We start from the raw sequence: 22,191 nt of genomic DNA on the forward strand, positions 1-22,191 counted from the left end.
CGGGAGCTCGAAGTGGTCTGCAGGAGAGCGGGCCGCACCTGCACGGCCGGCCGCGCCCGGTACCTACGGTGCCGGGGGCCGCTCACATCCCACCGGCAGGTCGCTGTCCCCGCTGACAGCCGACCGACATCGCGTGCCGCGGGGACACCGCGCGCGTTCCACCCGCCCCGGGACGGCGGCCCGGGGGCGGCGGCCCGGGGATGTGGTCAGGGGATGTGGTCAGGGGATGTGGTCAGGGGATGTGGTCAGGCCGCCCGGGAGAGTTCCGCAAGGCCGGTCGCGGCGCAGGTGCGGACCGCGGTCGCGGTCGCGGTCGCGTGCAAGGGGCGGACGGAGTGGACGGTGGCCGCGGCCTGCGAGCGGTGGCGTGCGAAGACGACCAGGCGCAGCACCGCGAACCGGGCGACGCCGGCGAGCGCGGAGGCCGTCAGGTAGACGGTCTGCTCGACCACCGCGCCGGGCGTCGCCGCCAGCTGGTGCAGGGCAAGCATCGCCGCGCAGGTCGCGGCGTACGCGGCCGCTGCGGAGCCGGCCGACTGGGCGTGCTGGCGCCGGGTCGCGCGGTTGCCCGCGCCGAAGGTGAAGCGGGCGTGCAGTTCGGTGGCGAGGAGGGTGGAGAGCACGGTGATCAGGGCGTTGGCGAGGATCCAGGGAATCCGGTCGGCGAGGGCCGCCACGGCGAAGCTGGAGGCGAGTCCGACCGCGCCGCCGCAGAGCACGAAGCGGGCGAAGGCCGTGAACGCGCCGGGTGCCGCCTGCGGTCGTTCCCGCGCTGTCCCCATGACCCGCCCCCTTTGCCGATCCAGTGTTTCTGACATCGGAAAAGCTACGTTGCTTTCCATGTCGTGACAACAAGCTCAGTACGCAGATCTGACATGCAGCCAGTTCAGAGCCGTGAAATCGTTGCATCAGCCCTGAATCTAACGCAACGAAAGACATCCGACCCATTGCAATGGGTTGGAGCTGAACGCTACCGCGGCAACTCCGCGGGACCGGGACGCCGGGGCACCTCCCAGGGTTCGGCGCGGCAGCCGAGGAGGCCGGACGCGGCAGCAGGCGGCCGCGAACGGCGTGCCGGACGCAGCCGGGGGCGCGCCGGACGACGGCAGTGGGCCCTCCGGGAACCCCGGGCACCCCGGTTGCCCGGTGCGTGCCCGCGCGTGAGAGAGTCGTCGGCCCACGGGGGCGAGGAGGTGGCTATGGGCGGCGCAGCCGGCCGGGTGCTGGTGGTGGACGACGACGCGGCGATCCGGCGGTCGCTGGAGCGCGGGCTGCGGCTGAGCGGCTTCGCCGTCCAGGTCGCGCCGGACGGCGGGAGCGCACTGGCCCTGATGGAGGGTCCGACGGCACCGGACGTCCTGGTGCTGGACGTGTCCCTGCCCGGTCTCGACGGGACGGAGGTCTGCCGGGCGCTGCGGGCGGCGGGCGACGAGACGCCGGTGCTGATGCTCTCCGCGCTGGACGAGCTCGCCGACCGGGTCGCCGGGCTGCAGGCCGGGGCCGACGACTACCTGGTGAAGCCCTTCGCGCTGGAGGAGCTGGTGCTGCGGCTGCACGCCCTGCTGCGCCGGCGGCCCGCCCCGCCGTCCGACGTGCTGCGGGCCGGGCCGCTGACGCTCTCCCCCGCGACCCGCCAGGTGCACTGGGAGGACACCGAACTCCACCTGACCCGGCGCGAGTTCGAACTGCTCACCCAGCTCGTGCGCAATCCCAACCTCGTGCTCACCCGCGACCAGTTGCTGGACCGGGTCTGGGGCTACGACTTCGAGGTGCGCAGCGACGCCGTCGACACCTTCGTCAGCTACCTGCGGCGCAAGCTGGAGGAGGGCGGGCGGCCGCGTCTGGTGCACACGGTGCGCGGGGTCGGGTTCGTGCTGCGGTGGCCGGCCGACGGGCGGCGGCCGTGAGGCTCTCCACCCGGATCGCGCTCTCGGTGACCGTGCTGGTGCCGGTCATGGTGCTGACGGCGGGCCTGCTGCTGCTGGGGCTGGTGCACCGCGACCTGTCCCGCCAGCAGGACGCGGTGCTGCGCGAGCGGGCCGCCGCGGTGCTGCCGAACGTGCGCACGCTGCTCGCGGCGGACAGCAAGGGCCGGCCCCGGGCCGAACAGAACCAGCAGCGCAAGGTCCTCGACGGGGCGTTGGACTCCGGGGTGCGGCTGGCGGGGCAGGACGGCGCCGTCCTGCTGGCGGTCGGTCCGCAGCCGGCGGAGAACGTCCCGCTGCCGGCCGCCGCCGACGCGCCGGTCACCGTCCGGGACGCCGGCCGGGCGTGGCGGGTGCTGTCGGTGCGGGTGGACGGCGCGGCGCCGGGCACGCTGTGGCTGGTGTCGCCGTCGTCGGCGGTGGATCCGCAGGTCGCGGCGGTGCGCCGGCGGGTGCTGCTGGTCGCGCTGGTGGCCGCACCGGTGGCCGGTCTGCTCGCGTTCGCGCTGGCGGGCCGGGCCACCGCCTCGCTGCGGCGCCTCAGTGCCCGGGCCGCCGCGCTGGATCCGGGCAGCGGGGCGACGGCGCTCGCGCACACCCCGAGCCGGGTCCTGGAGGTCGACGACCTGGCGGCGGCGCTGGGGCTGCTGCTGGCCCGCTTCGACGAGCAGGCGCTCCGTACCACGCAGGCCCTGGACACCGCGCGGTCGTTCTCCTCCGCGGCCTCGCACGAGCTGCGGACCCCGCTGACCGCGATGCGCACCAACCTGGACGTGCTGGGTGCCCATCCCGGCCTGGCGGCCGCCGAGCGGGCCGAGGTGGTCGCCGAGCTGGCGCAGGAGCACGCCCGGCTGGAGGAGCTGCTCACCGCGCTGCGGGCGCTGGCCGGCGGCGACCTGGTGGAGGTCTCCGCCTTCACCGGCCTGGACCTGGGCGAGCTGGTGGAGAGCGCGGTCGCGGAGGCGGTGCGCCGCCATCCGCAGGCCGTGATCGACGTGGCGGCCGAGCCCGGGATCCGGGTGTTCGGCTGGGAGGCGGGCCTGCGGATCGCGCTCGCCAACCTGGTCGGCAACGCCGTGGTGCACGGCTCGCCGCCCGGCGGCGGGCCGGCCAGGGTCACGGTGCGGCTGCGGGCGGGGCGGAGCGGGGCGGCGGTGCTGACCGTCGACGACACCGGGCCGGGCGTGCCGCCGGAGGGGCGTGCCGCGGTCTTCCACCGCTTCCACCGGCGACCGGACAGTCCGGGGTCGGGCCTGGGCCTGACCCTGGTGGCCCAGCAGGTGGCGCTGCACCGCGGCACGGTGGCCGTCGGCGACGCACCGCCGCCGGGCGGCTGCCGGTTCGAGATGCGGCTGCCGCTGCTGCGAGCGCAGGAGCCGACCCTGCGGCTGCCGGCCCGCCGCGACTGGCTCTCCGGCGACCGGTGACCGGTGCGGGCCCGTGTGCGGATCACAGGGTTTCCACAAGAAGCCGCCCTACGCTCCCCGCATCCGATCCCCGCTCCCGGAGGAGAACCGTCATGCAGATGAACCGCAGGGCCGCCGCCGTCGGCGCACTCGCGCTCGCGGGCGCGCTGCTCGCCGCCGCCCCCGCGCAGGCCGCGTCGGCGCCCAGGAACGACGGCGCGGCGTCGGTCTGCAAACGCCTGCCGAAGATCCAGGAGCGCGTGGACAAGGCCGTCGAGCGGCTCAACGGCGACGCCACCGTCCTCGGCTCGGTGGCGCGCCTGCAGCAGCGGGTGACCGACGCCAAGGCCGCCGACCACACCGCGGTCCGGACCTACCTGGACGACCGGCTGACGTTCCGCAAGAGCCTGCTGCCGACGCTGCAGACCCGCCAGGCCGACCTGAAGTCGGTCGCCGCCTGGTGCGCGGCCCAGCCCTCGCCGGCGGCGGGCAAGTGAGCGCCCGCCCCGGGCGCCGGCGGGCCACGGTGGCCGCAGCGGTGCTCGCCGCGGCCGCAGCCCTGCTGCTGACCGGCTGCGGGCCGGGCGCGAACCCGCCCGGGAAGGCCGCGGCGACCGCGGACGACGGCCAGGTCCAGCAGATGCGGCAGAAGGTGGACGCCGCGGAGAGCGCCGCCGCGCAGGCCGACTCCGACGCGACGCAGAACAACTGACGCCGCGGCGGCAACGCCGCTGCCCGGTGCGGGGTGTTCCACCCGGCACCGCGGTGTTCCACCCGGCACCGCCCCGAGCAGGGCCCGTCGCTCCCCCGGAGGGACGGGCCCTTCGCCATGCCCGCCGCCGCCCGCCGGCCGCCGGCGGCGGGCCTGGCGAAGGACCGCCGGAGGACCGCCGGAGGACCTGGACGAGGCGTCGCGACGGCCGGGCAGGCCGCGGCAGTCGCGGAACCGAGCGGGTCGGGGGCCGGCCCCCGACCCGCTCGGGGGCGGGTCAGGCCCGGGCGGAGGGGCCGGAGGGGCCCGGGTGGGCGGCCTCGATGCCGCCCAGGATGAGGTCGATGCCGGCCAGGAACTGCTCCCGGTCGTCGTGCTCGGGCAGTTGCGGCGCCACCCGGTGCACGAACGGGTACCGGGCGGGATCGAGCTGGGCCCACTGGTGGGCGATCTCGCCCAGGAAGGCCGTCCGGTCGCTCCTGTGCGCGTGCAGGCGGGCGTTGGCGGCGTTCTGCCCGGCGACGCCGAGGACGTGGATCACGAGTGTGGACGTGGCGTCGAACTGCGCGTCCCGGGGCACGCCGAGTTCCTCCAGCCGGCTGCCGAAACCCTCGAAGATCTGCGGAATCGCGGCCAGCCACGGTGCGCGGGAGAGCTGGGTGCCGACCCAGGGGTGGGCGTCGATCGCGTCGAAGAGCCCGAGGGCGAGGGACCGGATCGCCTCCCGAGGGCGGGCGCCGTGGGCCAGGTCCGCCGTGACCCGGGCGATCACGTCGTTGGTGGCCGCCGCCAGCAGGTCGTCCTTGTTGGCGACGTGCCAGTAGATCGCGCCGCTCCCGGTGGCCAGGTGGGCCGCGAGCGTGCGGAAGGTCAGCGCGCCCTCGCCGTCGGAGTCGAGGATCTCGATCGCGGCCTCCACGATCCGTTCTTTCGACAGCGCGTCCGTGCGCCGTGCGGCCCGCTGCTTCTTGATCGCCATGACGACAGTTTGACATGAATGGATCGCCGTTCCAACATGGGAATGGAACAGCGTTCCATCATTGCTTCGAAGGGAACACCATGGCGACACCGGTCACGATCATCGGCGCGGGCCTCGGCGGCCTCACCCTCGCGCGCGTCCTGCACGTCCACGGCATCCCCGCCACCGTCCACGAGGCCGACCCCTGCGCCGAGTCCCGCACCCAGGGCGGCCAGCTCGACATCCACGAGGAGGACGGACAGCGCGCCCTCGCCGACGCCGGCCTCACCGACGAGTTCCGCGCGATCATCCACGAGGGCGCCGACGCCGCCCGGGTGCTCGACCGGCACGGCGCACTGCTGCTGGACGTCCCCTCCGACGGGAGCGCGGTACGCCCCGAGGTGCTCCGCGGCGACCTGCGCCGGATCCTGCTCGACTCCCTGCCCGAGGGGACGGTGCGCTGGGGCAGCAAGGTCACCGCCGTCCGCCCGCTCGGCGACGGCCGGCACGAGCTGACCTTCACCGACGGCTCGACCGCGACCAGCGACCTCCTGGTCGGCGCGGACGGCGCCTGGTCCAAGGTCCGGCCGCTGCTCTCCGACGCCCGGCCCCTCTACACCGGCACCACGTTCGTCGAGACCTACCTGCACGACGTCGACGAGCGGCACCCCGCGACGGCCGCGGCGGTCGGCCCGGGCGCCATGTACGCGCTCGCCCCCGGCAAGGGGATCGTCGCCCACCGCGAGGCGGGCGGCGTCCTGCACACCTACGTCGAGCTGAACCGTTCGGCCGAGTGGGTCGCCGCCACGGACTTCACCGACCCCGCGGCCGCCGGCGCCCGGGTCGCGGCCGAGTTCGACGGGTGGGCGCCGCACCTGACCGCGCTGATCACCGACGGCGGGAGCGCCCCGGTGGCGCGCATGATCCACACCCTCCCGGACGGACACCGCTGGGACCGGGTGCCCGGCGTGACGCTGCTCGGCGACGCCGCGCACCTGATGCCGCCCTCCGGCGACGGCGCCAACCTGGCCATGTTCGACGGCGCCGAACTCGGCAAGGCCATCGCCCGGCACCCCGACGACGTCGAAGCCGCGCTCGCCGCCTACGAGAAGGAACTCTTCCCGCGCAGCGAGGCCTTCCACGCGGACGCCCACGAGATCCTCGACCTCTGCCTCGGCGAGCGCGCACCGCAGAGCTTCATCGACTTCTTCAACGGGCACGGGCAGGAGCAGGACCAGGCGGTGGCGCCGTCCGGAAGGTGACCGACGGCCGGGTCCGGCCGACCGGCCGGGCGGACCGGCCGGGCGGACCGGCCCGGACGCCGGCCGGCTCAGCTGCCGGCTAGCTCAGATGCCGGGTGAGGAAGCGGGCCGCGGCCTCCCCCGCGAACTGCGGGACGCCGGTGTGCCCGCCCATGTTGGCCTGCAGCGTCTTCTCCTCGGAGCCGAAGGCGTCGAACAGGTCCAGGGCCGCCTGCCGGTCGTTGCCTTCGTCGTCCCACTGCAGCAGGACGTGCAGCGGAACGGTGACCCGCCGGGCCTCCTCGAACATGGCGCGGGGAACGAGACTCCCGGCGAACAGAACGGCGGCCGAGATGCGCGGCTCGACCGCCGCCAGCCTGGTCCCGATGGAGATCACTCCCCCCGAGTACCCGACCGGGCCGCCGATCTCGGGCAGCGCGAGCAGGGCGTCCAGGGCGGCCTGCCATTCCGGGACGGCCTTTTCCACCAGCGGCAGGACGAGGGCGTCGACGATCTCGTCGCCGACCGGCTCGCCGGCCTCCATGGCCCGGCGCAGGTCCGCGCGGGCCTGCTCGACGGCGGCCCAACGGGGCCGGTCACCGCTCCCGGGGAGCTCGATGGTGGCCGCTGCGAAACCGTCCGCCGCGGCCGCCCGGGCCCGCCCCACGAGCCGGGGGTACATCCTGTGCAGTCCGAGCGGGGGGTGGCCGAGCAGGATCAGCGGCACCGGCGCGGACGGGGAGGCCGATCCGGGCGTCCACAGGATGCCGGGGATCTCGCCGAGGGTGAATCCACGCTCGAGGACGCCGTCGTCGAGGTGCTGTTCAGAGGTGACGTGCATGGTCGTGCCTTTCGGGAGTGCGCTTGAACGGCGCTCCCGGACGACCTATCGCCCGACCGTGACCCCGGAGGAGAGCACCCACGTGAATACGTTCACGGGTACCACCTCCTCGTTCGCTCGCACGGCCTCCGGAAGGCTAGCAACGCCCACCGTGATTCACCAACACGTATTCGGGGGCCGGGCGGCGGGCCGGGCGCCGTGCCCGGCCCGCCGCGGCGATCAGGCGGCGTACACCCGGAACTCCGAGATCTGCCCCGCCGGCCAGCCGGTGTTGGCGGTGATGACCAGCCGCACGTACCGGGTGGTCGCGGTGGCGGGCAGGGTCAGCGTGGCGGTGTTCCCGGTGGCCGGGTCGAACGTGCAGCCCGTGGCACCCAGCAGCTGCCCGAAGGAGCCGCCGTCGGTGCTGCCCTGGACGGCGACGCTCTGCGTGCGGGTGGCCCACGCGGTGGCCGGCGGCAGCGTGAGGACGATCCGGCGGACCGCGGTGGCCGCGCCCAGGTCGACCTGGAGCCACTGCGGGAAGGCGTTGTTGGCGCTCTCCCAGTAGGTGTTCGGGTCACCGTCCACGGCGTTGCCGGAGCCGTAGACCTGGGTGTGGCTGCTCTCCGAAGCAGGCCGGCGCAGAGCGAGGTTGACGGTCGGCGAGCTGCCGGCCGTGGTGGTGGCGGAAGCCTGGCCGGAGGGCTGCGAGACGCCCCCGGCCGCGTCCAGGGCCTGCACGTCGAAGACGTAGGACGTGGAGGCGCCGAGCCCGGTCACGGTGAACGCCGTGACGTTCCCGGCGACGGTGCCGACCGGGGTGGCGGCGGAGCCGCTGACCTGGCGGATCCGGTAGCCGGTCACGCCGACGTTGTCGGTGGACGCCGTCCAGGCCAGCGCCACCGTGGTGTCGCTCTGCGCGGTGACGTGCAGCCCGCCGGGGGCGGTCGGCGGCACGGTGTCGCCACCGCCGCCGACGACCGGCCGGGTGGGCCGCACGGCGGTGAGGGCGATCTGGCCCTTCAGCATCCGGCCGCCGTCGCCGGTCAGCCGCAGGTAGTAGTCGGAGGAACAGGCGGTGCCGTCCTCGTCGAGCGAGAGGAAGCCCGATCCGGCCGGCACCCAGGCCTGGGACTCGGCGGTCTTGGCGATCTGGTTGCCCTCGTTGTACTCGTCGAACATCGAGATGTAGACGCTCGCCACCCCGGCCCGGCCCATGTTCCAGAACTGGCGCCACATGAAGTCGCCGTGGGCACGCTGCCGGTTGGCGACCCCGCCGGGCAGCACGCACGGCTGGTAGTCGATGCCGTGCGCGGCGCACTCGGCGAGGTCGGGCACGGTCGCCACGTTGTAGAAGTTGTCGGCGTCCGCGACGTTGCCGATCCGGCCGACCATCCACGGCGAGAGCATGTCGAAGGCGTGGTAGACGTCGGCGAACCCGGGCCGGGAGTCCCGGTCGCCCGTGCGCCACCAGGTCGGAACCCCGCCGATCACGTAACAGCCCTGCGCCTTGAACCAGTTCACCACCTCCAGGCAGGGGCCCGGTGCGAACGGCCGCTGGTTGTCGTTGAAGCCGAATCCCCAGATGCACACCACCGGCCTGCCGTTCTGACGCGCGTAGGCGGACGAGGCGGTGTGCGCCCGCATCTTGTTCGTCCAGTCGGTCTTGATGTCCGCCTGCATGGTCGTCCAGTCGGAGACGTCGTACATCACGTAGAACTTGACGCCCTGGGACTCCGCCGCGCTGCGCACCCTGCCCGCCATCGCGTCGCGGGTCGGGCCCTCGCCGCCGGTGGGGTTGAACCGCTGGAGGGCCGCGGTGTCGATGCCGTACTGCTTCATCCAGCGGAAGTGCACGTCGACGGTGGACTGGTCGTAGGAGGAGAACAGCGAGGCCGGCTGCCCGTTGCCGAGGCTGCCGTAGGCGGTGGAGTAGGTCGTCGGGTAGTCGCGGACGTCCGGCCAGGCCACGACGGCGCTGTTGGAGGGGGACGGCGCCTGGCCCCAGTTCTGGGCCCAGTGCCACCAGCCGTTGACCGGGGCACCGTCCCCGGCGCAGGCGAACCAGCCCTGGTAGCCCACGGTCACCTTGCCGACCACGTCGCCGGGCGCGCTCGCCGCGGCCGCGGGCCCGGCGAGCGCGCTCTCCCCGAGCCCCATGACTCCGGCGACCCCCGCCACAGCTGCGGCCTGCAGAAACGCCCGACGCGTGACACCCATCCGGATCTCCTTCGATTGGTCGTCAACTCCGCAGCGGCAACGGACGGTTGAGCGTCGGCGGCAGCGCGGGGCCCGATGCGGGGGATCGTAACGAGATGGACACGCAAGCGCAATAGACCGATCACGTTGCGCAAAAAAGTATCGACTTAGCGCAATAACATGCCCCTTGTGCAAGGTGGCGGGAACGCGACCGGGCCGGCGAGAACGGACGGACGCGACAACGCGCGGGCCGGCGCGGGGCCCTGCGGCCCGTTGCCGGTTGCGTGCGGGACACCACCGGACCAGAGTCGAATCATGCGGCGCGCCAACCACGGAGGCGGACTCATGACCGGCGCTCTTTCGAGCTGGAAGGACGGCCCCGCCAAACAGGCGATCCTCGACTTCGTCGCGTCCGCGACGCGGGCCGGCCCAGGGTTCGTGCCGGTCACGGACCGGATCGCCGCCTTCGACAACGACGGCACGCTGTGGGTCGAGCAACCGGTACCTCCCCAGTTCGACTTCCAGTTCCGCAAGTGGGCCGAAGAGGTCCGGGACGACCCGTCGCTGGCCGGCCGGCAGCCCTACAAGGCCGTCGCCGAGGAGGACGCGGCGTTCTTCGAGCGGGCGGCGACGCAGGACCCGCAGGTGGTGGCACCCCTGCTGGAGGCGTTCGCGCGCTCCTGGGCCGGCACGACGCCCGAGGAATTCGAGGCGCAGGTGCGCGCCTGGATCGCGACGGCGAAGCAGCCGAAACTCGGTCGCCCCTATGTCCAGTTGGTCTACCGGCCGATGCTGGAGCTCTTCGACCTCCTGAAGGCCCACGACTTCCGGGTGTTCGTGTGCTCCGGCGGCGGCCGCGACTTCATGCGCGTGTTCGCCGAGGAGACCTGGGGCCTGCACCCGGAGAACGTCATCGGCACGGCCTCGGCGTTCAGCTACCGCGACGGGAGGATCATCCGTACCGGGGACGTGGTCGGCGGGCTGGACCTGGGGCCGGGCAAGCCCGAGCACATCTTCGCCCAGACCGGGCGCCTGCCGGTGTTCGCGGGCGGCAACGCCGACGTGGACGTCGAGATGCTGGAGAGCGCCACCTTCGCGCTGCTCATCGACCACGACGACCCGCAGCGCGAGTTCGCCTACACCAAGGGCGCCGCGAAGTCGCTCGCGAAGGCCGCGGAACTGGGCTGGACCGTCGTCAGCATGAAGAACGACTGGACCACCGTCTTCGCCGACCAGGACGGCCCGCCATGAGCGACCTGACGGCCGTCGACATCCTGGTCGACCCCGACGCCGCCACCGTCCGGCACGCGCATGAGTGGAACGCCCGGATGCGCACCAGCGTCGCGGACGGGTTCGCCCTGGACGCCTCCCACCAACCGCACATCACCATGCTCCAGCGCTACGTGCGCACACCGGACCTCGACCGCGTCCACGAGGCCATCGCCAGGACACTGGCGGCGACCGACACGGACGACCTGTCCTACCGGGCGGTGGCGATCAAGCACGCCGACTGGGGCGTGCCCGGCCAGGCACTCGCCGCCATCGCCCTGCGGCCCAACCCCAAGGCGCTGGACCTGCAGGCCGCACTCCTCGACGCGGTCGCCCCCTTCACCGGGTCCGGCGGCACCGGCGCCGCATTCGTCACCGACCCGGGCGAAGAGATCAGCCGCAGCACCCGCGACTGGGTCGAGGACTACGTCCCCGCCCAGATCGGGCCGAACCGCTACCTCGCCCACATCACCGTCGGCTTCGCCACCCTCAACGACCTCCGGGTCGTCGAGTCCGAACCGTTCGAGCCGTTCACCGTCCGCCCCGCCGGCGTCGCGGTCTACCACCTCGGCAACAGCGGAGCGGCCCGCCGACGGCTGCACGCCTGGCCGCTGACGCCCGGGGCCCCTCCGATGGGTGCCTGAGCGCGCGGCACCGCGGCGGCCGCCCCTACGGTGAGGGCAGCACCACAGCGGTCTGAGCCCCCGATCAGCCGCGTCGTGAGGCCCCGGGTCCAGGACGCCCGGGGCCTCCCGTCCCGCGTTCCTTCTCGTCGGCGCCGACGGCCCTACTTGTTCGCGTCCGGCTTGCGGAAGGTCTCGAACATCTCGGGATTGCGCTCGACGGCGACGACACCGAGCCCGTGGTCGCTGCTTCGCAGGCGCACCCTGCCCTTGGGCCCCCACTGCGAACTGGTCTCACACTCGCTACTGAAGGGCTCGGACACCGTGACTCCTCCCCCGGTTGGGGCCGGGGGCTTCTCGCTAGCCCTGGCGGGCGTTGCGGCGGGCCAGCCCGGCCCGTAGAACGTTGACGGCTCCTACCGTGTCGGCGTGCGCGGTGTGGCCGCAGCTGACGCAGTGGAAGGTGTCCTGGGTGGGCCGGTTCTCCTTAGCGGTGTGCCCGCATTCGGGGCAAGTGCGGGAGGTGTTGCGGGGGTCCACGGCGATCACTTCCCGACCGGCGCTTTCAGCCTTGGATCGAGCGATTGAGTCCGGCCTTCGCCGCCGCCCCGTTCGGCAGGAACGCACCCGGCGTCGCGGGGTCGGGCCTGGGCACGGGGGTCCTGCTCATGTTGCGGGCCGCGTGCCCGGCGACCTCCCGGCGCGGCGGGATCGGCGGGAGCGGCGGGACGGCCGGTGTCCCGGGAGGGCGGGGTGTGCGGCGGATAATGGCCGGGCCCGCAGGCCGGCCGGGCCGGCGGCACCGAGCGATGGAGAGGCGGAGAGCGGATGACCCTGGAGGAAGGCCGACGCGTCAGACTGGCCGAGGACCTCGGGATCGGCGAGGCGGTCGCCGGGGAGCCCGGGGCCGTCGTCGGGTTCCTGGCGCTGGCGGCCGGGACCGAGGGGATCGTCGAGCGGGTGGACGGGGAGCTGCCGCAGCGCGCGGAGGTCCGCGAGTACCAGCGGCTCAAGGCGCTGTTCGAGGACTACGGGCACACCATGCCGGTGGCGAGCCGGGAGCGGCTGGAGGCGCAGCTGGCCGAGCTGGAGCCGGAGTGGACCGCGTACCTGGAGCAGGGGCAGCGGGTGACGGTCCGGGTCCGGCTGGACAACGGCTTCGTCCTGGACGGGGCGCACCAGGACGTCCTCACCGCGCTGTGAGGTGAGGCGTCGGGGCGTCGGGGCGGCCCGCGCCCGGGCGGGCTCCCTGCCGGGGCGCGGCAGGGGGTGTGGGGTCCGGGCCGGGCGCGGCGCCCAGGGGTGGTCAGGCCGGGCGCCAGGGGCGGAGCTTGTCCGGGTTGCGCACCGCCCAGATGTGGGTGATCCGGTCGTCGGCGGCGACCTCGAAGGCGAACACCGTCTCGATCCGGCCCGCGGACTCGGCGGCGAGGCCCGGCTGCCCGTTGACGGTGCGTTCGAGGATCGTCCGGGGTGGTGCGAGGCGGGCGATCGTCAGGTAGAGGCGGGCGATCCGCTCGGCGCCCTCGATCGGCAGCAGGTGGGCGACGGCGCGGCCGCCGCCGTCGGAGATCGCGGTGGCGTCCGGGTCGAGCAGGCCGATCAGAGCCTCGATGTCCTGCGCCTGCCAGGCCGCCTTGAAGCGGCGGACGACGCTCGCCCGCCGGGACGCGTCGGGGCTCGCCCCGGTGCGTGCGCCGGCGATCCGGCGGCGGGCCGAGGTGGCCAGCTGGCGGCAGGCCGCCGGGCTGCGGCCGACGATCTCGGCCACCTCGGCGAACGGGTAGCGGAAGACGTCGTGCAGGACGAAGGCGACGCGTTCGGCCGGGGTCATCGACTCGAAGACCACCAGGAAGGCCATGGTCACCGACTCGTCGAGGGTGATCCGGTCGGCCGGGTCCACGCCGGGGCCGGCGACCGCCCCGGCGATCCACTCGGCCGGGGCGGGCAGCGGCTCCGGGATCCATTCGCCGACGTAGGCCTCGCGCCGGGCGCGGGCGGAACCGAGCAGGTTGAGGCAGATCCGGCCGGCCACCTTGGTCAGCCAGGCGCCCGGGGAGGCGATGGCCTCCTGCTCCGCCGGGGTCATCAGGTACCAGCGGGCGCAGGTCTCCTGCACGACGTCCTCCGCGTCGGCCAGGGAGCCGGTCAGGCGGTAGGCGAGATTGAGCAGTTGGCGCCGCTCGTTCACGATCGTGCTCAGGCCCGGGTCCGGCCGCCCGTCCGCGCGCGCCGGCCGGTGCGCCGGCGGCTGCTCGTCCGGGTGCTGCTGTGCCTGTTCCGACGGGGTGGTCATGTGCTCTCCGGTTCCCTCGTTCCTGTGCCCTCACCGGTACGACAGCGCAGCGCGGCCGAATGTGAGGCCGGCGGCCCGCCTCACATTCGGCGGGGCTGCGTGGTCGGAGCGGTGAGGGGGGCGAGCGCGCCCTCCACCGGACAGGGAGCTCAGCATGGACGACTTCCAGGAGATCGCCGACCGCGTCGGGATCGAGGCGCTGCGCGGTGAGTTCACCGACGCGGCGATGATGCGCGACCGCCCGCGCCTGGCCGCGCTGTTCACCCACGACGGCGTGCTGCGGATGCCCGACGTCCCGGCCGAGTTCACCGGCCGGGACGAGATCGTGAGCGGGGGCGAGCGCCTGCAGAGCCAGTGGGACTTCTTCGTGCAGAACAGCCATCCGGGCGTGATCCGGATCGACGGCGACACGGCCACCGGTCGCACCTACATGCACGAGGTCGCGCGTCTGATCGACGGCCGCTCGGGCTTGAACTTCGCTGTCTACCACGACACTTACCGGCGTACGGCCGAGGGGTGGAGGTTCGCCGAGCGCGTCTACGAGGTCCGGTACGTCGACACCACCCCGCTGGCCGGCCGGGCGCCGGGTGCCGGCGGGTCGGGTGCCCCGGCCACCGGGACGGACGGGACGGAGGGGGCTCACGGGGCGGACGGGGGTTTCGCGGCGCCGGCGTCGGCGGAGCGGCTGGAGCGGGCGGTCGCGGCGCTGCGGGCCAACGGCTTCACCGCCGAACTGCTCGACGACGCCGCGGCGGCCCGCGCCCGCGTGAAGGAGCTGGTCCCCGCGGGCGCGGAGGTGTTCACCGGGGCCAGCGAGACGCTGCGGCTGTCCGGCATCGCGCGGGACATCGAAACGGGCGACCGCTACCGGGCCGTGCGGCCGCGGGTGCTGGCGATGGACCGGGCCACCGAGTCCGACCGGATCCGCCGGCTGGTGGCCACCCCAGACGTCCTGCTCGCCAGCGTCGCGGCCGTCACCGAGACCGGCTCGCTCGTCATCGCCTCGGGCAGCGGCAGCCAGCTGCCCGCCTGTGCGGGCGGCGCGGCGCGGGCGATCTGGATCGTCGGGGCGCAGAAGGTGGTGCCGGACCTGGGCACGGCGCTGCGCCGGGTCGAGGAGCACGCCCTTCCGTTGGAGAGCGTGCGCGCCCGGGCGGCCTACGGGCGTCCCAGCGCGGTCAACCGGCTGCTCGTCCTGAACGCCGAGCCGCAGCCCGGGCGCGGCACCGTCCTGCTGCTGCGCGAGGCCGTCGGGTTCTGAGAGCCCGCGGGGTGCGGGCGTGGGGACGCCCGCACCCCGGGGGCCGGCCCCGCCGAGCGGCCGGCCGATCGGCCGACTGCCTGGCGGGGCCGCCGTCAGGGGTCTGTCTCAGTGGTCCGCCGCGCTGCCGCGCACGACGCAGGAGCGGCTGTTCTCCCAGCCCCAGCCGTCACCGTCCGTGTCCGAGGATCCACCGGCGCAGTACGGGTAGCCGTTGGGGGCGGTGGTCGCCGACGGGGAGGGGGTGTCCGCCGCGCTGCCGCGCACGACGCAGGAGCGGCTGTTCTCCCAGCCCCAGCCGTCACCGTCCGGGTCGGAGGAGCTGCTCGCGCAGTACGGGTAGCCGTTGGGGGCGGTGGTCGCCGACGGGGAGGGGGACGTGCCGGGGGAACCGGTGGCGCCGAAGACGGTGGCGGTCTTCGAGGTGCTGGAGATGCCGTCGCTGCCGTAGAAGAGGCGGTTGCCCCAGCTGGTCGGCGCGTTCCTGTCGAAGCCGTTGACGAGATCGAGGTACTCGACGCCGCTGCCGTTGCCGCTCCAGGACCAGCCGAGGTAGCCCACCCTGAGGGACTTCGCGGTGGCCATGATGGCGTCCTCGTCGGGATTGCCGTCGCTGTGCAGGTTGCCGAACTCGCCGACGACGATGGGGAGGTGGTTGTTGACGAAGAAGTTGAGGTAGGCCTGCACCTCGGCGGCGGTGTCGTAGACGCCGTACATGTGGACCGAGAAGACGGTGTTGTGGGCCGGGTCGGCGGCGAGGACCGAGGCGGCGTTGTCGCGCATCGTGCCGGACCAGTCCTGGCCCCAGTTGGGGGCGTCCGCCATCAGCGCTTGGTTGATGCCGGCGGTGCGGAGCCTGCCGATCGCCGCCTTGGTGGCGTCGGTCCAGGCAGCGTAGCCGGTGTTGCCGAAGGGCTCGTTGCCGAGGTTGACGACGACGTAGTTCTCCTGGCCCGCCAGCGCGCTCTTGTTGTCGATCCAGAACTGCGCGGCCCGGTCGAGGGTCGTGGCGGCGCCGTCCTCGCCGTAGCCGGTCGTGTCATGGACCTCGAGCACGCAGATGAGCTTGTTGGCCTTGCACTGGCCGATCAGGGAGGAGACCTCGGAGGTCGTCGTCCGGGTCCACCGGTCGCCGTTGCTGAGCACGAGGCGGACCGTGTTGGCGCCCTTGGCCGCGATGTCGGCGATCGAGGCGGTGCGGCTCGGGTACCAGGCGTGCGCGTGGTTGACCCCGCGCATGACGAACTCGTTGCCGTTGGCCTCGTACAGGCGCCCGTTGCTGACGTGGATGCCGGAGGCGACGGCCTCGGCGCTGCCGGCGGTGAGCCCGGACACGGAGACCAGCAGGCCGAGGACGGCGGCGACTGCCGCGCCGACGGCCGTGAGCACCCTGCTGCTCGGCGGCTTTTCCATGACTCTCCTCAAGAGGGGGAAGTGGGGGACGCGATCTGCCGGCCCTGCCGCCCGCCGGGTGCGGTCACCCCTGCGAGGAGGGCTGACCGCAGCGGCGGGCAGGGGGCCTGACGGGTCGGCGTTCGACGGTGCCGGCCGTGCGGCGGGCGGTGGGAGGGCCGTGTCGTCCTCCCGCCCGTGGGTGGTGGCGAGGGGTCGGCCGGGCAACGTCGTGGTGGGGCGCCCCGGGGCATCGGATGTCCGTCCGCACCGGAGCCGAGCGGCTGAGCTGAGCTGAACTGCTGAACTGCTGAGCTGAGCTGAGCTGAGCGCGATCCTGACACGCCGTTAGGGCTCGGTCAATGCTTTTTGTTAACCGATTAATCAGCGCTTGAGATGGAGCGCGTGCCGGAGATTCCCGGCGACCGCAGGGCCGGCCGGCAGGGACGGCGGCGGCGCCGGTGCGACCGGCCCGCGGGGCGGAGGCGTCCGGCCGCGCCCGGGCAACGTTCCCTTCATGACGGTGACGAGGTATCAGAGCGCCATGAAGGCGCAGCTGGAGGCCGATTCCGGCCCGGCGGGGCGCCCGACCCGGGGCTTGGGGCCGGCGGGCCCGCCGGGGTGGACGGCGGGGCCGGCGGGAACGGCGGGAACGGTTCGCGCCGGGCGCCCCGGGCCGGGGCCGGGCGCGGACCAGCCCGTCGTGGCGGCGCCGCCACCCGTGTCCAGTTAACCGATTAATTACTGTGCGGCCTCGATGGTGGGGCCGTTCGTGCCGGTTCGACGCGGAACAGGACGGCGCGGGCGGCGTCGCCGGGGCGATGCGGTCGGCCTGGCGCTGTGCCGGCCGGCCCGGATGCTGGGCACCGAGCCCTGCTACGAGGACCTCGCGCCGCGGCCGGCCCCGCGGGACAGCACCGCGCCGCCCGTGGCCTGAGGCCTTCCGGCCGGCCCGGCCGGCGGACTCGGCGGGCGGGTGCAGGGGCCGGCGGGTTCAGGGACCGACGGGTTCAGGGACCGACGGCTTCAGAGTGTGCGGCGGGCCCGGTGCTGCGGCGGCCGGTGGCCTCCGACGCTCCTGGCCGGTCGTTGAGGGCGAGCGGGACGGCGCCCGCCGAGACGCCGGCGCGGGCGGCGACATCACGGATCGTCACCCGGCGTTCCATCGTGCTTCCGCTGCGTCCTGCGGCGGGCCGCGCCGCCTCGGGGCGCGTCGCGGGTCCGTCCTGTCAGGTCGGTGAGGTCGGGCCGGCCGGGCGGGCGGGTCAGCGGCGGGCCGGCGGCGGGCTCTCGGCGGAGCCGCGGGCGATCAAGCGGGTGGGGATGACGATGCGGCGCGGCGGGGTGCGGTCGCCCGCCAGTCGTTCGAACAGGGTGCGGGCGGCGGTGGTGCCGAGGGCGGCCGGGTCCTGGGCGACGACGGTGAGGGCGGGGGTGAGCAGGTCGGCGAGTTCGAGGTCGTCGAAGCCGAGCAGGGCCGGCCGTTCGTCGGGGCGGGGCAGTTGGTGCAGGGCGGCGACGGTGATCCGGTTGTTGGCGGTGAACAGCGCGGTGACGGGCTCGGGGCCGGTGGTCAGGCGGGTGAGCGCCTCCCCCACCCGGGCCCGGTCGGTGGGGCCGCAGGCGATCCAGCGTTCGTCCACCGGGAGGCCGGCGTCGGCCATCGCCTCGCGGTAGCCGCGCAGCCGCTCGGCGCTGGTGTGGATCTGCGGCAGGTCGCCGACGAAGCCGATCCTGCGGTGGCCGTGCCGGATCAGGTGGCTCACGCCCTCGCGGGCCCCGCCGGCGTTGTCGCTGAGGATCGCGTCGGCGGCGATCCCGGTGGCGGGGCGGTCGAGGAAGACCACGGGGGTGCCGGAGGCGGTCTCGGGGAGGAGGTAGGAGTGGTCGTCGCCGGCGGGGACGACCACCAGCCCGTCGACCCGGCGGGCGCAGAAGGCCAGGGCCAGTTCGCGCTCGCGCAGCGGGTGCTCACCGCTGGAGCCGGTGAACACCAGGCAGCCCTCGGATGCGGCCACGTCCTCCACCGCCCTGGTCAGGGCGGAGGAGAACGGGTCCGCGATGTCCTCCAGCAGCAGCGCGATGCTCGCGGTGCGGCCGGTGCGCAGCAGGCGGGCGCTGTCGTTGCGGCGGAAGCCGAGTTCGGCGATGGCGGCGTTGACGCGGGCCGCCATCGCCGGGCTGACGCCGCTCTCGCCGTTGACGACCCGGGAGACGGTCTTGAGGCCCACGCCCGCCGCCGCGGCGACGTCGTTCATGGTGGGCCGGCTGCCGTGTCTGCTGGTCATGGCAGGGAGCTTACGGGGCCGGGGCGTGCTGCGGCCGGCTGCGGTGCCGCGGTCGCCCGGGTGGCGGTGCGGGGGCGCCGGGCGGGGCAGGGAGCACGGTGGCTCCTCCGGGAGGCGGCGCGCGGCAGGGGGGCCGGCGGCACCTCGGATGCCGTAGGGTGCGGCGCCATGACCGACAGCCAACCGTGGCGCGAGATCGACCGCAGCAACGTCTTCAGCCGCTACGGCCGGGGCATCGACCGGGTGACCTTCGAGCTCCCGGACGCGAGCAGGAGCGACTTCTACCTCAGGAACGAACGGCCGGCCGCGGCCGTGCTCGCCCTCACCCCCGACCGGCGGGTGGTCCTCGCCCGCCAGTTCCGCCCCGGCCCGGCCGCCTTCCTGCACGAACTGCCGGGCGGCTTCGTGGAACCCGGCGACGACCCGGCCGGCACCGCCGCCGCAGAGCTCCTCCAGGAGACCGGCCACCGGGGCACCCTCCAGTCCGTCGCCACCTGCTGGGACGACGCCTACTCCAACGTCCGGCGCCACGTCTTCGCCGCCACCGACTGCCTCAAGGTCGCCGAACCCACCCTTGAACGCACCGAGTTCGTCGACATCGTGCTGATGCCCCTGGACACCTTCCGGTCCACCGTCCTGCGCAGGGGCCGGATGACCGACGTGGAGGCGGCCTACCTCGCGCTGGACCACCTCGGCCTGCTCTGACCCCGCGCCCGGCCCGGACGGCGCTCCCGCGGACCGGGCCGCACGCCCCCGGAGCGGGCCGGGAGCAGCGGGCGGTGCCGCGGGCGGCGCGGGCCGGGCGGAAATTCGCTTGCCCTGTGCACGGGTCGGCGCTGCACTGTGGCCGGGCACCACGAGCGTGGTGCCGGGATTCGAGGAGGCGGCGCGCGCGATGGAGATTCGTTCCACGACCGATGAGGACCTCGAGGTCTTCGTGGACACGGCCTATGCCGCGTTCGCGCGCTTCCCGGAGACGCCGGTCGAGGGCGGCGGCGGGCTCTGGTGGTCGGCGCTGGAGATGGACCGCGGTGTGCTGGCCGTGACGGCGCAGGGGCGGCCCGTGGGCACCGCCGCCGCGTACTCCTTCGAACTGACCCTGCCCGGTGAGGTCCTCGTCCCGGCCGCCGGGGTGACCGCGGTGGGGGTGCTGCCCTCGCACCGGCGCCGGGGCGTGCTGACTTCGATGATGCGGCATCAGCTCGCCGAGCTGCGGGCGCGCGGGGAGTTCCTGTCCGTGCTGCTGGCCTCGGAGGCCACGATCTACGGCAGGTTCGGCTACGGGCCGGCGACCAGCACGGCGCGGCTGACGGTGGCGCGCCACCAGGGCGCGCTCGCCGTCCCGCGGGCGCGCGCGGCGGCCGGCGCACCGGCGGGCGGCCCGGACGGCGGCCCGGACGGCGGCCCGGACGGCGGCCCGGACGGCGGCTCGGACGGCGGCCCGGACGGCGGCTCGGACGGCGGCTCGGTCGAGCTGCTGCGCCGGAGCGCGTGCGGAGAGGTCCTGGAGGAGGTCTACGACCGGTACCGCCGCACCCAGCCCGGCGCGCTGGGCCGGCCGCACCGCTGGTGGGCCCTGGGCGCGGGGCAGCCACCGGTCTCGCCGGCGCCGCGCTTCGTCGCCGTGCACCGGGACGCCGACGGCGTCCCGGACGGCTACGCCAGCTACTCGGTGGACGAGGCCAGGACCTTGACGGTCGACGAGACCATCGCCACCGACGACGCCGTCTTCACGGCCCTGGCCCGGTTCGTCCTCGGCCACGACCTGGTCTCCCAGGTGGTGTTCAAGCACGTCCCGCCCGGGCACCCGCTGCGCTGGCAGCTCACCGACTTCCGCGCCGGCACGGTGAGCAACGACACCGACTGGCTCTGGGTGCGGCTGCTGGACGTCCCGCGCGCGCTGACCGCGCGCGGCTGGTTCACCGACGGCGAGCTCGTCCTCGACGTCCGGGACCCGTTCCTCGGCGAGCACGGCCGCCACCTGCTGAGCGTGCGGGACGGCAAGGCCGACTGCGTCCCGACCGACCGGGAGCCCGACCTGTCCCTGGACGTGCGCGACCTGGGCTCGGTCTACCTCGGCGGCACCGCCCCGAGCACGCTGGTGCGGGCCGGACACGTCCGGGCCCACCGCCCGGGCGCGGCCGCCCTCGCCGACGCCCTCTTCGGCGCCGAGCGGCCCCCGCACTGCCTGCACTGGTTCTGAGCGCTGCCCGGGCCGCCGGCGCCCGCGCGCACCGGCGGCCCGGGCCGGCCGGAGGGATCCGGGCCGCCCCCGGGCCGGCGAGGGGCTCCCGGGAGGGGCTACACCTGGGTGGGGACGTAGGGGTAGCACTCGGGGTGGGACCGGTAGAGCCGGTTGGTCCACATGTAGTTGCCGGTGACGGGCCCCACGACGCCGTCCTGGCTGATCTGCGCGGTGCGCTGGTACTGCTTGACCGCAGCCAGGGTCTGGTCCCCGAAGACGCCGTCGACGTCCAGGGCCAGCTCCGGGTGCGGGAAGTCCATCGACGAGACGAAGTCGTTCCACGCCCACTGGACGCACTTGACGGCGTATCCGGAGTCGCCGTACCGGATGTAGCGGGCGCCGGTGGCGGCGCTCGCCGGAGCGGCCGCGGCCATCACCAGGGCGGGTACCGCGACGGCGGCCGCGAGCACTGCGGCGAACTGCTTCTTCATGCGAAATCCTCGTACAGGTTGTCGTTGCCGAAGGGCCGGACAACGAACGGTCGATGACGCGACGCTACGAACGGCGGCCAACGGCTCACCAACGCCCCGCCAACCGCGGCGCCCGCACGAGCACCCACGGGTGAGCACGGGTGAGCACGGACCGCGGGCCACGGGCGCGGCCGCTCCCGTCCGCCGGGTGGATGCCGTAGGGTCGGCCGATGGCGAAGTACTTCGACGTGCACCCGCAGACCCCTCAGGCCCGCACCATCGGCACCGTGGTCGACAGCATCCGTTCCGGGGCCCTCATCGCGTATCCGACCGACTCCTGTTTCGCCCTGGGCTGCCGCATGGGCAACCACGAGGGCCTGGAGCGGATCCGCTCCATCCGGCGGCTCGACGACCGCCACCACTTCACCCTGATGTGCGAGAACTTCGCCCAGCTGGGGCAGTTCGTCCAGATCGACAACGACGTCTTCCGCGCCGTGAAGGCGGCGACGCCGGGCAGCTACACCTTCATCCTGCCCGCCACCAAGGAAGTCCCGCGCCGGCTGATGCACCCGAAGAAGAAGACGGTGGGGGTCAGGATCCCGGAGCACGCCGTCACCCGGGCGCTGCTCGCCGAACTCGGCGAGCCGCTGGTCTCCAGCACCCTGCTGCTGCCCGGCGAGGACGAGCCGATGACCCAGGGGTGGGAGATCAAGGAGCGGCTCGACCACGTGCTGGACGCCGTGGTCGACTCCGGCGACTGCGGTACGGAGCCGACGACGGTCGTCGACTTCTCCGAGGGCGGGCCGCAGATCGTCCGGCGCGGGGCGGGCGACCCCGCGCGCTTCGAGTGACGGCTCGCGGGGCGGGCGTCGGGCGGAACGGCTGACACAGCCGGCCCCGGCGCGGGCACCGGGGCCACGGCGGCGGGCCCCGGGATCCGGGAGGCCGGGAAGGCCGCCCTGGTGGTGGTGAACTCGGTGGTGTTCCGTTCCAGCGGACAGAACCTCACCCTGGCCGGCACCGCCGTCGAGATGGCCTCGCGCATCGGCGAGCCCGTCCTGCTGGGCCTGGCCGCCCTCGCCGTCCGCGGCCGCGTCAAACGCTGACCGCCCCGGGCCGGCCGGCGGCCCGGGGCACTGTGCA

Annotated in this window: 21 protein-coding genes and 2 pseudogenes; 13 read left to right on the forward strand and 10 right to left on the reverse strand. The window is 74.3% G+C overall.

Translation table 11 applies throughout. The features are described 5' to 3' along the window. Window positions 1-245: 245 nt before the first annotated feature. Window positions 246-782: a GtrA domain-containing protein gene (locus tag J2S46_RS40290; protein WP_191293894.1), complete on the reverse strand. Its 537-nt coding sequence runs from the start codon at window positions 780-782 to the stop codon at window positions 246-248. Window positions 783-1,199: 417 nt separating this feature from the next. On the opposite strand from J2S46_RS40290, the gene J2S46_RS40295 reads away from it, so the two are divergent. The 4 genes from J2S46_RS40295 (at window position 1,200) to J2S46_RS40310 (ending at window position 4,043) form a co-directional block, all read left to right on the forward strand. Further along, a complete protein-coding gene (locus J2S46_RS40295; RefSeq protein WP_191293895.1) occupies window positions 1,200-1,907 on the forward strand; it encodes a response regulator transcription factor in 708 nt (235 codons plus the stop codon). Then, entirely contained in the window at window positions 1,904-3,352 is a 1,449-nt protein-coding gene (locus J2S46_RS40300) for an ATP-binding protein (protein WP_191293896.1), read from the forward strand. The genes J2S46_RS40295 and J2S46_RS40300 overlap by 4 nt, the downstream gene beginning before the upstream one ends. A gap of 92 nt (window positions 3,353-3,444) precedes the next feature. Then, window positions 3,445-3,828, forward strand: a complete 384-nt coding sequence (locus J2S46_RS40305) for a hypothetical protein (protein ID WP_191293897.1) — start codon at window positions 3,445-3,447, stop codon at window positions 3,826-3,828. After that, window positions 3,825-4,043, forward strand: coding sequence for a hypothetical protein (locus tag J2S46_RS40310; protein ID WP_191293898.1), 219 nt, complete (start codon window positions 3,825-3,827; stop codon window positions 4,041-4,043). Before J2S46_RS40305 ends, J2S46_RS40310 begins: the two co-directional genes overlap by 4 nt. A gap of 277 nt (window positions 4,044-4,320) precedes the next feature. Here J2S46_RS40310 and J2S46_RS40315 read toward each other — a convergent pair whose 3' ends face one another. Continuing rightward, complete coding sequence (locus tag J2S46_RS40315; protein WP_191293899.1) at window positions 4,321-5,022, reverse strand: TetR/AcrR family transcriptional regulator; 702 nt, start codon at window positions 5,020-5,022, stop codon at window positions 4,321-4,323. An 80-nt stretch (window positions 5,023-5,102) separates the two neighbouring features. Between J2S46_RS40315 and J2S46_RS40320 the strand changes: the two genes are divergently transcribed. After that, window positions 5,103-6,263, forward strand: coding sequence for an FAD-dependent oxidoreductase (locus J2S46_RS40320; RefSeq protein WP_191293900.1), 1,161 nt, complete (start codon window positions 5,103-5,105; stop codon window positions 6,261-6,263). 79 nt (window positions 6,264-6,342) lie between these two features. On the opposite strand, the gene J2S46_RS40325 is transcribed toward J2S46_RS40320, so the two are convergent. Both J2S46_RS40325 and J2S46_RS40330 read right to left on the reverse strand, forming a co-directional pair. After that, on the reverse strand, window positions 6,343-7,083 hold the full coding sequence (locus J2S46_RS40325; RefSeq protein ID WP_191293901.1) for a dienelactone hydrolase family protein: 741 nt from the start codon (window positions 7,081-7,083) through the stop codon (window positions 6,343-6,345). Window positions 7,084-7,302: 219 nt separating this feature from the next. After that, window positions 7,303-9,285 carry a discoidin domain-containing protein gene (locus J2S46_RS40330; protein WP_191293902.1) on the reverse strand — a complete coding sequence of 661 codons (1,983 nt, stop codon included), beginning with the start codon at window positions 9,283-9,285 and terminating at the stop codon, window positions 7,303-7,305. Window positions 9,286-9,609: 324 nt separating this feature from the next. Between J2S46_RS40330 and J2S46_RS40335 the strand changes: the two genes are divergently transcribed. Both J2S46_RS40335 and J2S46_RS40340 read left to right on the forward strand, forming a co-directional pair. After that, the gene (locus J2S46_RS40335) at window positions 9,610-10,515 is read left to right on the forward strand and encodes an HAD family hydrolase (RefSeq protein WP_191293903.1); all 906 of its coding nucleotides are present in this window, start codon (window positions 9,610-9,612) and stop codon (window positions 10,513-10,515) included. After that, on the forward strand, window positions 10,512-11,177 hold the full coding sequence (locus tag J2S46_RS40340) for a hypothetical protein (protein ID WP_191293904.1): 666 nt from the start codon (window positions 10,512-10,514) through the stop codon (window positions 11,175-11,177). The genes J2S46_RS40335 and J2S46_RS40340 overlap by 4 nt, the downstream gene beginning before the upstream one ends. Before the next feature lie 339 nt (window positions 11,178-11,516). Here J2S46_RS40340 and J2S46_RS40345 read toward each other — a convergent pair. Further along, a pseudogene (locus J2S46_RS40345) lies at window positions 11,517-11,832 on the reverse strand (zinc ribbon domain-containing protein); the annotation flags it as partial. 152 nt (window positions 11,833-11,984) lie between these two features. On the opposite strand from J2S46_RS40345, the gene J2S46_RS40350 reads away from it, so the two are divergent. Then, window positions 11,985-12,359, forward strand: coding sequence for a hypothetical protein (locus J2S46_RS40350; protein WP_191293905.1), 375 nt, complete (start codon window positions 11,985-11,987; stop codon window positions 12,357-12,359). 103 nt (window positions 12,360-12,462) lie between these two features. Here the strand turns inward: J2S46_RS40350 and sigJ are convergent, their stop codons facing one another. After that, window positions 12,463-13,452 (reverse strand): RNA polymerase sigma factor SigJ, encoded by a 990-nt coding sequence (gene sigJ / locus J2S46_RS40355; protein ID WP_191293906.1) that lies wholly within the window; start codon window positions 13,450-13,452, stop codon window positions 12,463-12,465. A gap of 154 nt (window positions 13,453-13,606) precedes the next feature. Between sigJ and J2S46_RS40360 the strand changes: the two genes are divergently transcribed. Then, complete coding sequence (locus J2S46_RS40360) at window positions 13,607-14,713, forward strand: LUD domain-containing protein (protein ID WP_191293907.1); 1,107 nt, start codon at window positions 13,607-13,609, stop codon at window positions 14,711-14,713. 108 nt (window positions 14,714-14,821) lie between these two features. On the opposite strand, the gene J2S46_RS40365 is transcribed toward J2S46_RS40360, so the two are convergent. From J2S46_RS40365 to J2S46_RS40375, 3 genes and pseudogenes are all read right to left on the reverse strand, one after another. Then, window positions 14,822-16,126 (reverse strand): cellulase family glycosylhydrolase, encoded by a 1,305-nt coding sequence (locus J2S46_RS40365; RefSeq protein WP_191293908.1) that lies wholly within the window; start codon window positions 16,124-16,126, stop codon window positions 14,822-14,824. Window positions 16,127-17,157: 1,031 nt separating this feature from the next. After that, window positions 17,158-17,271, reverse strand: a pseudogene (locus J2S46_RS40370) (LacI family DNA-binding transcriptional regulator); the annotation flags it as partial. A gap of 99 nt (window positions 17,272-17,370) precedes the next feature. Continuing rightward, the gene (locus J2S46_RS40375; protein ID WP_191293909.1) at window positions 17,371-18,393 is read right to left on the reverse strand and encodes a LacI family DNA-binding transcriptional regulator; all 1,023 of its coding nucleotides are present in this window, start codon (window positions 18,391-18,393) and stop codon (window positions 17,371-17,373) included. Window positions 18,394-18,561: 168 nt separating this feature from the next. Here J2S46_RS40375 and J2S46_RS40380 point away from each other — a divergent pair, with 168 nt between their 5' ends. Both J2S46_RS40380 and J2S46_RS40385 read left to right on the forward strand, forming a co-directional pair. After that, window positions 18,562-19,098, forward strand: a complete 537-nt coding sequence (locus tag J2S46_RS40380) for an NUDIX hydrolase (protein WP_191293910.1) — start codon at window positions 18,562-18,564, stop codon at window positions 19,096-19,098. A 190-nt stretch (window positions 19,099-19,288) separates the two neighbouring features. Further along, window positions 19,289-20,596: a GNAT family N-acetyltransferase gene (locus tag J2S46_RS40385; RefSeq protein WP_191293911.1), complete on the forward strand. Its 1,308-nt coding sequence runs from the start codon at window positions 19,289-19,291 to the stop codon at window positions 20,594-20,596. Window positions 20,597-20,694: 98 nt separating this feature from the next. On the opposite strand, the gene J2S46_RS40390 is transcribed toward J2S46_RS40385, so the two are convergent. Next, window positions 20,695-21,069, reverse strand: coding sequence for a peptidoglycan-binding domain-containing protein (locus J2S46_RS40390; RefSeq protein ID WP_191293912.1), 375 nt, complete (start codon window positions 21,067-21,069; stop codon window positions 20,695-20,697). A 209-nt stretch (window positions 21,070-21,278) separates the two neighbouring features. Here J2S46_RS40390 and J2S46_RS40395 point away from each other — a divergent pair, with 209 nt between their 5' ends. Then, entirely contained in the window at window positions 21,279-21,899 is a 621-nt protein-coding gene (locus J2S46_RS40395) for an L-threonylcarbamoyladenylate synthase (RefSeq protein ID WP_191293913.1), read from the forward strand. Between the two features lie 111 nt (window positions 21,900-22,010). Beyond that, complete coding sequence (locus J2S46_RS40400) at window positions 22,011-22,154, forward strand: hypothetical protein (protein ID WP_191293942.1); 144 nt, start codon at window positions 22,011-22,013, stop codon at window positions 22,152-22,154. Window positions 22,155-22,191 lie beyond the last annotated feature (37 nt).

Source organism: Kitasatospora herbaricolor, from assembly GCF_030813695.1.
GTDB lineage: Bacteria > Actinomycetota > Actinomycetes > Streptomycetales > Streptomycetaceae > Kitasatospora > Kitasatospora herbaricolor.

Coding starts and splice junctions, on each gene's coding strand:
- J2S46_RS40395 (WP_191293913.1), top strand. CDS start 21,279: ATGGCGAAGTACTTCGACGTGCACCCGCAGACCCCTCAGGCCCGCACC.
- J2S46_RS40315 (WP_191293899.1), bottom strand. CDS start 5,022: ATGGCGATCAAGAAGCAGCGGGCCGCACGGCGCACGGACGCGCTGTCG.
- J2S46_RS40350 (WP_191293905.1), top strand. CDS start 11,985: ATGACCCTGGAGGAAGGCCGACGCGTCAGACTGGCCGAGGACCTCGGG.
- J2S46_RS40330 (WP_191293902.1), bottom strand. CDS start 9,285: ATGGGTGTCACGCGTCGGGCGTTTCTGCAGGCCGCAGCTGTGGCGGGG.
- J2S46_RS40380 (WP_191293910.1), top strand. CDS start 18,562: ATGACCGACAGCCAACCGTGGCGCGAGATCGACCGCAGCAACGTCTTC.
- J2S46_RS40290 (WP_191293894.1), bottom strand. CDS start 782: ATGGGGACAGCGCGGGAACGACCGCAGGCGGCACCCGGCGCGTTCACG.
- J2S46_RS40365 (WP_191293908.1), bottom strand. CDS start 16,126: ATGGAAAAGCCGCCGAGCAGCAGGGTGCTCACGGCCGTCGGCGCGGCA.
- J2S46_RS40320 (WP_191293900.1), top strand. CDS start 5,103: ATGGCGACACCGGTCACGATCATCGGCGCGGGCCTCGGCGGCCTCACC.
- J2S46_RS40335 (WP_191293903.1), top strand. CDS start 9,610: ATGACCGGCGCTCTTTCGAGCTGGAAGGACGGCCCCGCCAAACAGGCG.
- sigJ (WP_191293906.1), bottom strand. CDS start 13,452: ATGACCACCCCGTCGGAACAGGCACAGCAGCACCCGGACGAGCAGCCG.
- J2S46_RS40295 (WP_191293895.1), top strand. CDS start 1,200: ATGGGCGGCGCAGCCGGCCGGGTGCTGGTGGTGGACGACGACGCGGCG.
- J2S46_RS40375 (WP_191293909.1), bottom strand. CDS start 18,393: ATGACCAGCAGACACGGCAGCCGGCCCACCATGAACGACGTCGCCGCG.
- J2S46_RS40305 (WP_191293897.1), top strand. CDS start 3,445: ATGCAGATGAACCGCAGGGCCGCCGCCGTCGGCGCACTCGCGCTCGCG.
- J2S46_RS40325 (WP_191293901.1), bottom strand. CDS start 7,083: ATGCACGTCACCTCTGAACAGCACCTCGACGACGGCGTCCTCGAGCGT.
- J2S46_RS40390 (WP_191293912.1), bottom strand. CDS start 21,069: ATGAAGAAGCAGTTCGCCGCAGTGCTCGCGGCCGCCGTCGCGGTACCC.
- J2S46_RS40340 (WP_191293904.1), top strand. CDS start 10,512: ATGAGCGACCTGACGGCCGTCGACATCCTGGTCGACCCCGACGCCGCC.
- J2S46_RS40360 (WP_191293907.1), top strand. CDS start 13,607: ATGGACGACTTCCAGGAGATCGCCGACCGCGTCGGGATCGAGGCGCTG.
- J2S46_RS40385 (WP_191293911.1), top strand. CDS start 19,289: ATGGAGATTCGTTCCACGACCGATGAGGACCTCGAGGTCTTCGTGGAC.